The organism is Thiorhodococcus mannitoliphagus (assembly GCF_010915725.1).
GTDB classification, from domain to species: Bacteria; Pseudomonadota; Gammaproteobacteria; order Chromatiales; family Chromatiaceae; genus Thiorhodococcus; species Thiorhodococcus mannitoliphagus.
Genome location: NZ_JAAIJR010000170.1, coordinates 1 through 9930, shown reverse-complemented (window position 1 = coordinate 9930; position 9930 = coordinate 1). Strand labels below are relative to the sequence as shown.

The window sequence follows — 9930 nt, the reverse complement described above, 5'->3', positions numbered from 1 at the left end:
TTTTTTTTTTGTGCCCGCCCAAACGGGGGGGCCCCGGGTTTTTCCCCCACCCCCCCTGGGGGGGGGCGGGGCCCCCCGCGGCGCGGGGGGGTTGCGGGGGGGGTGGCGCCGCTCCCACGTCGTTCTGCCTGAAGGATGTCCTGCACCGAATCAAGCGAGCGGGCGACCCGACGATCCACGCCCGCGAAGAAAACCAGATACTCGCCCCGGGCTCGGTCCGAAAAGCGCGTCAGCGCTTGAGCGCTTGAGCGCTTGAGCGCAACCCGCTGACAGCTGGAGGCTGAAAGCTGGCTGCGCTTCCCAACTCACGAGCCCGCGAGCTGTCGGCGGAAGAATTCCGGCTGAGCCAGCGCCGCCCGGTGGATTTCGGCGTTGTAGTACTGGGTTTCGAAGGGCTTGCGCTCGGCATCCTCGGCACGGAAATCCGCGAGGTCAGCCTCCTTGCCCGCCATGGTCGCGCTCCACCAGCCAGAGGGGTAGATGGCTTGAGGGAAGAAGAGGGTACGTGACGCTACGAATCCAGCAGCCTGCATCTCGGCATGCATGTCCCGCAGGATCTGCATGTGATAGAGGGGCGATTCGCTTTGCTGGACCAGGATCCCGCCCAGGTCCAAGGCCCGCCAGCAATGGGCGTAGAAGTCTTTGGTGAAGAGGCCTTCGGCTGGGCCGACCGGATCCGTGCTGTCGACAATGATGAGATCCAGACTGCCGGCGTCGGCTTGCTGGATCCAGCGAACGCCGTCCTCGAAGCGGAGCTGGGCACGCGGATCCGAATTGGAGGCTGTCAGCTCGGGAAAATAGCGCTCGGCAAGCCTGGTCACGGCCTCGTCGATGTCGATCTGGACCGCTGATTCGACCTGGGGATGCTTGAGCACCTCCTTCAGGGTGCCGCAATCCCCGCCACCGATGATGCAGACACGCTTGGGCGCGCCATGCGTGAAGAGTGCGGGATGCGACATCATCTCGTGGTAGAGAAAATTGTCGCGGGTCGAGAGCATGGTGCAGCCGTCGATCACCATGAGGTTGCCGAAGCCCTCGGTCGCATAGACCTCGATCAGCTGATACGGCGTCTGCTGCTCATGGAGCTTCTCGCGAATACGCAGCGAGAATGCACTGCCGGCATCGCGAACAACCTCAGAGAACCATTGACTGGGCTCAAGCATGGCGGGCTACCCGTGGGGAAATGGGGTCGCCATTATGAGGAAAGGCGGCGTACCGCCACAAGTGAGCGACTGAAAACGCCTAGCGGGACGCTCTAATTCGGGGCTCGATCATCGAGATTGGCGGGGCAGAGCACCTCGCGCATGATGCCGATCAGCTCCAGGAGCTGGGGGTTGCGGATCCGGTAATAGATCCGGTTGGCCTCTTTGCGCGCAACCACGATGTTCTTGTTTCTGAGCTGCTCGAGATGCTGCGAAATATTGCTCTGCGAGGTCCCTGTGCGGTCGACGATCTCACCCACGGACAGCTCGGTGTTACCCAAAGAGCATAGGATCTTCCAGCGCAGCGGATGCGCCATCGCCTTGAGGGCGTTGGCAGTGAGCGCGGTATTTTCGTCCTGCGACGACACGGGGATCTCTGGCTCGATCATCATCCATCCTCCTAATAAGCTTCGCGCACGGTCCGATGCAGCGTCGGATCCGCCTCTTCTTCGACTCGAACGTACCCGGTCATATCCTTCGCAATGCAGATGATATCGCTGATGTTGCCGGCGCTGTCCTTGACGGCTGTCCGTGAGAATAGGATCGGCACCCGCCGCTGATCGCTCGCAATGAAGCGCGCCTCGATCTTGCTGAGCGCACCCGTGCGGATCAGCGCCTCCAGCCAGGTGCCCATGAAGGCACCCGCCTCTGCATCACCCTCTTCCTCGAAGACATCGCCAATCGCCATGCCGAGCAAGTCTTCCGCGCTGTAGCCAAGCATCTGACGAGCCGCCGGATTGGTCAGCTTGATGGTCCCGTCCGGATCCAGCACCAGCAGCGCTTCCCCCATATAAGTCAGTATATTCTCAAGGTATTGGCGTGCCTCGGCCAATTCCAAGGTCCGCTCGGCGACCTTGCGCTCCAGGGTGCGATTGAGTTCGCGCTCCTTCTCGATCAGCCGGAAATAGGTGCTGATCTTATTGATGAGCTGGTTGTCCTCGATCGGCTTGAGCAGATAGTCAGCGGCTCCAACGGCGAAGCCCTGCTGCTGGAACTCTTCGGACTTGAAGGCGGCCGTGAGGAAGATGATCGGAATATCGCGGGTGCGCTTGCGCATCTTCAGCAGCGACGCGGTCTGAAAACCGTCCATCTCCGGCATCTGCACATCGAGAATGATGAGATCGATGTCCGGGTGTTGATGGGTGCAGTCGATCGCCTCCTGTCCCGAGTGGGCCTCGACCACGGAGACCTCCATGTGCGCCTCGATCAGGGTGCGCAGGGTGAACAGATTATGCGCGTGATCGTCGGCAATCAGGAGCTTGAAGCCGGCATAGCGAGTCATGTCGTCTCCTCCTCTTGGCGATTGACGTCCACCCTGCCCGCGACTTCTTCGACCCGGGATTCCTGGCCTGCGGGCGGCGACGGTGACTCAAGCCCTGTCGGTCGATCCAGGACGCGCGCGAGCAGTGCACTCAGCGGCCCTGGGTCGATCGGCTTGGAAAGATAGTCCTGAGCGCCGGCATCAAGGCAGGCGTCGATCTGGCTCTTGCTGGCTGCGGGACCAATGACGGCAACCGCCGGATGGGGCTCTTGACCCTTTGCGATCAACGCCCGGATCGTATCATAGGTCATTTCGGCGGACACCTGAGCCGCCAACAGCACCAGCTCGCAGCCCTCGCCTTCTTCGGCCAGGGTCTCCAGCGCCTCGTCGAGGTCCGCCGCAGTCTGGACGCGCAGCCCGAGTTGTTTCAAATCAGAGGTGAGCGCAACCAGCGTCTTGACATCGCGCTCAATGATCAAGACCCAGGCCGAGCCCGCATTGAGGCCAGACTCGGAAGATGACACGGGCATGATCGCGTCCGGCGTCTGGTCCACGGTGGCGGCGCCATCGCCGTTGGACTCGGCATCCGCCTCAGCCTCGGCCTGTCTTGCGGTCTGCGTAATGTCAGCCGAGAGCGGCAGCAGCAGGGAGAAGCGCGCACCCGCACCCGGCGCGCTCTCCACCTCGATGGCACCACCGAGCAGACCCGCCAACTCACGGCTGATCGAGAGACCCAGCCCGGTCCCACCGTATCGGCGTCGAGTAGAGCCGTCGGCCTGCTGAAAGGCCTCGAAAATGATCTCTTGCTTGTCCGCCGGGATGCCAATCCCGGTATCGGAGACGCTCAGCGCAATCGGATAGGCTTTGTCGTCCCGCGCTGCGACGCTGACGTGGATCTGCCCGCGCTCGGTAAACTTGACGGCATTGGAGAGGAAATTCTTGAGGATCTGACGCAGCTTCTCGCGATCACTGAAGACCCGACTTCTGACCTGCGGGCTAACGCTGAGGCGAAGCTCGACCGGCTTCTCCGTGAGCATGGGCGCAAGGAGTTCGATCAACTCCTCGAGCATCGGCTTGAGTTCGACCCACTCCAGGGACAGGTGGACGTGACCCGCCTCGATCCTGGAGATGTCGAGGATGTTATCGATCATGGTCCTGAGATCGCGACCGGCCTCGTGAATCACCTGCGCCTGGCGACGCTGTGCCGGCGTCAATCCGCTGCTCTCCGCGCCCAACATCTTCGACAGCAGCAGGATGGAATTGAGCGGCGTGCGCAGCTCATGACTCACGTTGGCGAGAAACTCCGACTTATAGCGGTTCGACTTCTCGAGTTCACGTGTATGGGCTCGCGCCGTGCGTAAATGCTCGGCGTGCGTCTGCGCGAGAGCGGTGAGCTGCTCGCCGAGTTCGCGGATCTCGCGCGGACCCTGCCAGCTGAAGCGCAGCGGCTGGCCGTCGCGCAGAATCTGGCCGATGCCGCCGGTCAGCTCCTGACCGAAATGCTCGACGCGCGCGGCGATCCAGCGCGCCAGCACCATGACGAAGAGCACGAGCAGGAAGATGATGGAAAGCACCCGCACGATCAGCGCATTGCGGAAGGCATCGATGGGGGAAGGATCGACCGAGCGCCCGACCCAGAGCGGAAAGCCGTCCTCGGTCAAGAACATCGGCACCCAGAGCATCTGGCGCCCCTGACGGCCCTTCCAGAGTGCGAGCTTCCCCTCGGCAAAGATGTCCTCGAGGCCGGGAAAGGCCTCAAAGGCCTCGGGCTTGCCGCTCGCCGGCTGGCCGGGGCGGAGGTAGCTCCCGTCGTGATTGACCCAAAGGGTGTTGCGATAGAACTCAGCCAAACCGCCGACATCGATCGTCAGGACGACAACGCCCTCAGCGTGCTCGGTCTGATCGCCACCGATCTGGCTGGTCAGATCCAGCGTCATCAGCTGTCGTGGATCCTCTGCCCCGGCCCCAGGGTCAACGCGGATGCGGCTCACCATGACGGTCTTCGGCTGACTCTCTAGACCAGCGGCCAAGAAACGCCGATCCGGGATCTGCGGGGGCTGCTCGGAGGGATGCCACTCTTGAGTGATGGGATCGCGCGCCAGCCAGAAGCGCTGCTCCCCCCCAGCGCCGACAAAGAGAATCTGGATGACGTCGCGCTGGTCCGCGAGGATTTGATTGATCCAGGAGGTATAGCGCGCGCGCGCAAGATCGATCTGGTCGGCGTCCCCGCGCTCGCCCAAGATGAGCCCGGGCTCCGGGAGCTTGGAGAGCAGCCGGATCATCTCATGCCGGCTCGCCAAATGCTGATCCAGGTCTCTGAAATCGGCGCGGAGATTCTGGAGATAGGCCCTTTGGTAGAACAGCGAGGTGCGATCCAGCACCAAGGGCAGATTGATCACCGCGGCCAGGATCAGCGGCATCAGCCCGAAGACCAGCAAAAAGACGAGAATGTAGGCGCGAAGCTTCACGCGCGGCAACGCAGGGGCGGCATCCGACTAAAGTCCGCGCGCCATTTGCAGAATCTGTGCGGCATGCCCCTTGGGCTTGACGTCGTAGAGGGCGTGGCGGATGACCCCCTGCCGGTCCACCACAAAGGTGGAACGCAGGATCCCCATGCGCTTCTCCCCGTGCGCTTCCTTTTCGCGCCAGACGCCATAAGCGTCACAGACCTCGCCGTCCGTATCAGCGAGGAGTTGAAAACTCAGCCCGAGCTTGTCGCGAAAGGCCCCGTGGCTGCTACAGCTGTCGCGACTGATACCGATCACCTCGGTGTCGGCGGCGTCGAACTCGCTTTGCAAATCCGTGAACTCGAGCGCCTCCATGGTGCAGCCCGGCGTATCGTCCTTGGGGTAGAAGTACACCACATAGTTGCGGCAACCGAGGAGTTCCGCGAAATTGACTCGCTCCATGTCAGCGTTCGGCAAAGAAAAGACGGGGGCTCGATCGCCAGTTTGCAGCATCGCTGATTGCTCCAGTGGTCTGATTCGGAGATCCGAATTTAGGCACCCCCAGCGCGAGCGTCAACTCCGCGGCGCGCGCGAATTGCATCACCATCCCAGCGCTGGATCGGCAGACGCACGCTGGCAATGGTGCCGCCGCCCCGCCGACGCCCCAAACGCAGCTCGATCTGATTCGCCAAGGCGAGCTGGTGAGCAACCGCCAAACCGAGTCCGGTGCCGCCGGTCTGGCGATTGCGCGATCCCTCCAGCCGGTAGTAAGGCCGCAGCACCGCCTCGAGTTCGGCCTCCGGAATGCCTGAACCGCGATCGAGCACGAAGATCACGGGCCGACCGGATTGGCAATCCAGATACACCTCAACCAATTCCTGACTGTACCTGAGGGCATTCTCCAACAGGTTCCCGACGATGCGACGCACTGCGAGGGCGTCGATCTGGCAGCGGCACCTGGGAACGCGCTCCGAGATGACCCTGGGCTGACCAGCAGTCAGCTCGTAGACGAGGACGCTCAGGTCGATGAGCTCGCGGCGCCCGGCGCCCAGGTTCTTACCCAGCTCCACCGCCTGGGTGATGAGCGCGCCCATCTCGTCGATATCGCGCTCCATGCGCGCGACCAAGCGGGGCGGCGTGTCCTCGGGAAGCATGGCGACCGCGAGGCGCAGCCGGGTGAGCGGCGTCCTCAAGTCATGGGAGATCCCGGCCAGCAGCATGGTGCGATTCGCCAGCAGCTCGCGGATCTGGCGGCTCGTCTCATTGAACTGATGGGCCAGGTTCGCAAGCTCTCGCGGTCCCGTCTCCGGCAGCTGGTTGGGCGAAAAGCCGAGGGCGACCTGCTCCGCGGCCGCCGCGAGCCCGCGCAAGGGCCGCGACACACGGCCGGCCAGGATCACCGTGGTGATCATGATGAGGACGACGGCGACGACAAAGATGACCGTCAGCCCCTGCAGCGGCCGCGTGCCAATGCGGCTGCGCGGAAAGCCTGTCCAGAGCCTTTCCCCATCGACATCGATGGCGGCCCAAAACCAGCGCTCGCCGTTGGCGACGCTGGTGACGATCTCGACCTCGCGCGCCAAGCGCTGCGAGAGGGCCTCTTCAACCCGCTTGAGATAGGGGAAGAAATAGCGCCGCGAGTCCGCCAAGGGGCGCTCCTCGGCGAGCCGAATCTGATACTCGGTGGCAAGCCGGGTCCTGTAATCATCGCGCAGATGGGGGGGCAGCTGCTTCAAGGTGCGCGCCGAGAGCACCATGATGCTGGCCAAGTCGGCCGCAGAGCGTTGGGCGACCGGCATCAGGGCATAGAAGATGATCACGGACGAGGTCACCAGGGCGAAGGCACCGAAGGTGAAGATGAGGGTCAGGAGCGCGCGGCCGAACAGCGTCGCCGGCACGAACCGGCGCAACAGCCTCATGAGTTCCCTGCGGGCGTGAACCGATAGCCCTTGCCCCAAATGGTCCGAATGAACCTAGGGTGCTTGGTCTCCGGCTCGATCTTGGCCCTGAGCCGGGCAATCTGCACATCCACGCTGCGGTCGAAGGGGGAGCGCTCGTAGCCCTTGAGCAGATCGAGCAAACGGTCGCGGTCGAGGACCCGATCAGGATGCTCGGCCAGGACGCGCAGCAGATCGAACTCACCGCGCGTCAAGCCGACCAGCTCCTCGCCGCGACGCAGCTCCTGCTGCGCGAGGTCCAACTCATAGGGCCCGAAGCGGATCATGTCGTGCTCGCGCTCATCGTCCTCGCGCAGCGGCTGACGGCGGCGCATCACCGCGCGGATGCGCGCGAGCAGCTCACGTGGATTGAAGGGCTTGGGGAGGTAGTCGTCCGCCCCGACCTCGAGGCCCACGATGCGGTCGACCTCGTCGCCACGCGCCGAGAGCATGATGATTGGAACGTCCGTCTGGGTCCGCAGCCGGCGGGCCAGCGTCAAACCATCCTCGCCGGGCAGCATGAGGTCGAGGATGACGAGGTCCGTTTCATTCACTTCCATCCAGGCATCCATGGCCTCGCCATCCTCGGCACCGGCAACCTGGAACCCCTCGCGCGCGAGATAGTCGCTCAACAACGCCCGCAAGCCGGCATCATCGTCCACGACCAGGATTCGCATTAGTCGATCAGGCATAAGCAATCGCGCTCAACGTCAAGGCAGGCAGCTTAGAAACAATTTGTTACAACATTAGCAGACGGCGAAATACTCTGTTAACGGCTTGGGCGCAAGATAGTCACAGACCCGAAAAGCAGGACGGCGGTCTTCGTCGGTCCCTCGCTCCACAGGCGTCCGCGCTCAAGGGTCAGGGAGCGGTATGTCGACCAACGGAATACGGAGACCCCCACATGAGCTTTGATGCCCTCACCCTGCTGGGCCTTTCCTCCAGCGTCCTTTGCGGCGGATTTTTGATTGCTTTGGTCAATCGGAACGGCGCCAAGAAGCGATCGCTCAAGCCTGAGTCGGCCACCGAGGATAGCAGCTCCGCCGACCTGCGCACCTAACTCCTCACTTTTCCGAGCAGCAAGCCAACTGGGCCGCACGGCAGTCACACACCCTGCCGTCGCGGCTCCTTTTTCCCGTGCTGACGAGCAAAGTTTGACAGGGGAGCGCCCGCTTCCTAGCATCCCGCGTCTCAATCCCAGCATCCATCCTGTCCCGCCATGCCCAAGCTTTCGCCCTTGCATTGGATCGCACTCCTCGCCTTCCTGATCTTCTATGGATTCACCGTCTTTGCGCTGACACGCGACTACTACCTACGCCACCCCGCCCAGCCGGCAACCAGGGTGGATAATACTGCGGTCCGCAATGCGCCGACGGCCTCCGCGCCTGGCCTGAGCGCCAGCGCCATTCCGGAGAGCATCACCGAGTCCAACCCCGTACTCCTGCATCAACAGGCGGACGCCCTCTTCGTCGAGCGCCGCTTCCCGGAAGCGGTGCGCGTCTACCGTCGCATCCTGGAGCTGAATCCAGAGGACGCCGAGGCCTACAACGACCTGGGGCTGTCACTGCACTATGCGGGCGACACCAAGGCCGCGATCGCGCAGCTCAAAATTGCGGTCAGCAAGGCCTCCGACCTGCAGCGTCCCTGGCTGACACTCGGCTTTCTCAGCCTCCAGGCGGGCAAGGAGACGCAGGCAAAAGCGGCCCTCGAGCGGGCGCGCGATCTCGACCCCGAGAGTGACATCGGCAAGGAGGCGTCACGTCTCTTGGGGATGCTCGCGGAGGGATGACAGCGGTCAGCGCTGCGGCGCAAGGGCGCCGCATCTGATCCAGACATCAGGCCCTCCCAAACACCAGGCAGCGGACCACTGAGACATCAGCGGCGTGCTAGCGCCACCGTGTAGTGGGCGCCCTGCTTGAGCTTGTCGTAGTTGCCGAAGACCTCGTTCAGGTTGCGCTTCATGTACTGACGCAGCCCGTTGATGGTCACCAGATAGAGACGCCCGCCGGGCTTCAGCCGCGCATGGGCATCATGCAGCAGGATGGCGAGCAGCTCCTTGCCCACCTTCGCGGGCACATTGCTCGCAATCACGTCGAACAGAGGCCCCTGCTCGACCTGATCGAAACCATTGCTGAGCCGCGCCTCGGCATTACTCAAACCGTTTCGCTGGGCGTTTCTGTTGGCGTACTCCACGGCCACGAAGTCTTTGTCGACGAGCAGCGTGCGGCCCCGAGGCGCCATGACCGCCAACGCCAGCCCAATGGGGCCGTAGCCGCAGCCGAGATCCAAGCAGTCGCTATCACTCTCGACTTCGAGGTGACTCAGCAGCAGTCGCGTCCCTTCATCAATCTCACGCGGTGAGAAAAGCCCCCAGGTGCTTTGCAGGCTGAGACTGCGACCGCCCAACTCGGCATTGAATTCAATATCACGACGCAGATTGGCAAGTTGTTCGGCTGTGAGCATGAGAGGGGGACTCGGCGCGACCGGTACTTCCGGGATGTGCCCGGGACCGGCAGGGTTTAGGGTGCGGGGAATGCGTTAAACTGTCGGCCTTGCGTTCGCGACACAAGGTACAGACCACAGCATGTCCGATCCGGCCGGCAGGCTCAAGATCCAGCTCCAGCGATCATCCGCAGGCATCCGCTGCACCATCTGCTCGTCGCGACCGCTAAGGGCGCCATCAATGCTCGAGGGCCGATCCAGTGCGGAGGTCGCCGCTCTGCTTCCCCTGCTCTACTCCATCTGCGCCAAGGCTCAGTCCCACGCATGCGCCGGCGCGCTCGAGTCCGCAATGGGCTTGAGCGCCTTGCCTGAGACCAGATACCGGCGTCAACTGACCCTGATGCTCGAGAGCATCCGCGAACATCTCTGGCGCATGCTGCTGGACTGGCCGCGCCTGTCTGGCGAGACAGCTCAGCGCGAGCCACTGGCCGCACTGGTCGCCCAGGTGCGCGCACTCTTCTCGCTCGCGGATCCGGCGTCAAGGCTCTTTCGACCGGGCGGAGAGAGTGCGGCCTCTGAATGATGTCTCAGCAACAGCATTCGGCGCCGAACTGATCAATGCGCTGCCAGAACTGAGTCCA

The 9930-nt window shown here is 63.1% G+C and carries 11 protein-coding genes; 3 read left to right on the top strand and 8 right to left on the bottom strand.

Annotation, left to right across the window (positions count from 1 at the left end):
- Window positions 1–305: 305 nt before the first annotated feature.
- From speE to G3480_RS23440, 7 genes are all read right to left on the bottom strand, one after another.
- A complete protein-coding gene (gene speE, locus G3480_RS23470) occupies window positions 306–1163 on the bottom strand; it encodes a polyamine aminopropyltransferase (protein WP_164656636.1) in 858 nt (285 codons plus the stop codon).
- Window positions 1164–1255: 92 nt separating this feature from the next.
- Window positions 1256–1594: an ArsR/SmtB family transcription factor gene (locus tag G3480_RS23465; RefSeq protein ID WP_164656635.1), complete on the bottom strand. Its 339-nt coding sequence runs from the start codon at window positions 1592–1594 to the stop codon at window positions 1256–1258.
- 8 nt (window positions 1595–1602) lie between these two features.
- Complete coding sequence (locus tag G3480_RS23460; RefSeq protein ID WP_164656633.1) at window positions 1603–2484, bottom strand: ATP-binding response regulator; 882 nt, start codon at window positions 2482–2484, stop codon at window positions 1603–1605.
- Window positions 2481–4931, bottom strand: coding sequence for an ATP-binding protein (locus tag G3480_RS23455; protein WP_164656631.1), 2451 nt, complete (start codon window positions 4929–4931; stop codon window positions 2481–2483). The genes G3480_RS23460 and G3480_RS23455 overlap by 4 nt, the downstream gene beginning before the upstream one ends.
- A gap of 27 nt (window positions 4932–4958) precedes the next feature.
- Window positions 4959–5423 (bottom strand): peroxiredoxin, encoded by a 465-nt coding sequence (locus G3480_RS23450; RefSeq protein ID WP_164656629.1) that lies wholly within the window; start codon window positions 5421–5423, stop codon window positions 4959–4961.
- Between the two features lie 38 nt (window positions 5424–5461).
- Window positions 5462–6829 (bottom strand): ATP-binding protein, encoded by a 1368-nt coding sequence (locus G3480_RS23445; protein ID WP_164656627.1) that lies wholly within the window; start codon window positions 6827–6829, stop codon window positions 5462–5464.
- Window positions 6826–7539: a response regulator gene (locus G3480_RS23440; protein WP_164656625.1), complete on the bottom strand. Its 714-nt coding sequence runs from the start codon at window positions 7537–7539 to the stop codon at window positions 6826–6828. Before G3480_RS23440 ends, G3480_RS23445 begins: the two co-directional genes overlap by 4 nt.
- A 212-nt stretch (window positions 7540–7751) precedes the next feature.
- On the opposite strand from G3480_RS23440, the gene G3480_RS27720 reads away from it, so the two are divergent.
- Both G3480_RS27720 and G3480_RS23435 read left to right on the top strand, forming a co-directional pair.
- Entirely contained in the window at window positions 7752–7907 is a 156-nt protein-coding gene (locus G3480_RS27720; RefSeq protein ID WP_167752487.1) for a hypothetical protein, read from the top strand.
- Window positions 7908–8066: 159 nt separating this feature from the next.
- Window positions 8067–8636 carry a tetratricopeptide repeat protein gene (locus tag G3480_RS23435; RefSeq protein WP_164656623.1) on the top strand — a complete coding sequence of 190 codons (570 nt, stop codon included), beginning with the start codon at window positions 8067–8069 and terminating at the stop codon, window positions 8634–8636.
- An 86-nt stretch (window positions 8637–8722) separates the two neighbouring features.
- On the opposite strand, the gene G3480_RS23430 is transcribed toward G3480_RS23435, so the two are convergent.
- Complete coding sequence (locus tag G3480_RS23430) at window positions 8723–9310, bottom strand: class I SAM-dependent methyltransferase (RefSeq protein ID WP_164656621.1); 588 nt, start codon at window positions 9308–9310, stop codon at window positions 8723–8725.
- Between the two features lie 121 nt (window positions 9311–9431).
- On the opposite strand from G3480_RS23430, the gene G3480_RS23425 reads away from it, so the two are divergent.
- Entirely contained in the window at window positions 9432–9872 is a 441-nt protein-coding gene (locus tag G3480_RS23425; RefSeq protein ID WP_164656619.1) for a hypothetical protein, read from the top strand.
- The last annotated feature ends 58 nt before the right edge of the window (window positions 9873–9930 follow it).

Coding starts and splice junctions, on each gene's coding strand:
- speE (WP_164656636.1), bottom strand. CDS start 1,163: ATGCTTGAGCCCAGTCAATGGTTCTCTGAGGTTGTTCGCGATGCCGGC.
- G3480_RS23465 (WP_164656635.1), bottom strand. CDS start 1,594: ATGATGATCGAGCCAGAGATCCCCGTGTCGTCGCAGGACGAAAATACC.
- G3480_RS23460 (WP_164656633.1), bottom strand. CDS start 2,484: ATGACTCGCTATGCCGGCTTCAAGCTCCTGATTGCCGACGATCACGCG.
- G3480_RS23450 (WP_164656629.1), bottom strand. CDS start 5,423: ATGCTGCAAACTGGCGATCGAGCCCCCGTCTTTTCTTTGCCGAACGCT.
- G3480_RS23445 (WP_164656627.1), bottom strand. CDS start 6,829: ATGAGGCTGTTGCGCCGGTTCGTGCCGGCGACGCTGTTCGGCCGCGCG.
- G3480_RS23440 (WP_164656625.1), bottom strand. CDS start 7,539: ATGCCTGATCGACTAATGCGAATCCTGGTCGTGGACGATGATGCCGGC.
- G3480_RS27720 (WP_167752487.1), top strand. CDS start 7,752: ATGAGCTTTGATGCCCTCACCCTGCTGGGCCTTTCCTCCAGCGTCCTT.
- G3480_RS23435 (WP_164656623.1), top strand. CDS start 8,067: ATGCCCAAGCTTTCGCCCTTGCATTGGATCGCACTCCTCGCCTTCCTG.
- G3480_RS23430 (WP_164656621.1), bottom strand. CDS start 9,310: ATGCTCACAGCCGAACAACTTGCCAATCTGCGTCGTGATATTGAATTC.
- G3480_RS23425 (WP_164656619.1), top strand. CDS start 9,432: ATGTCCGATCCGGCCGGCAGGCTCAAGATCCAGCTCCAGCGATCATCC.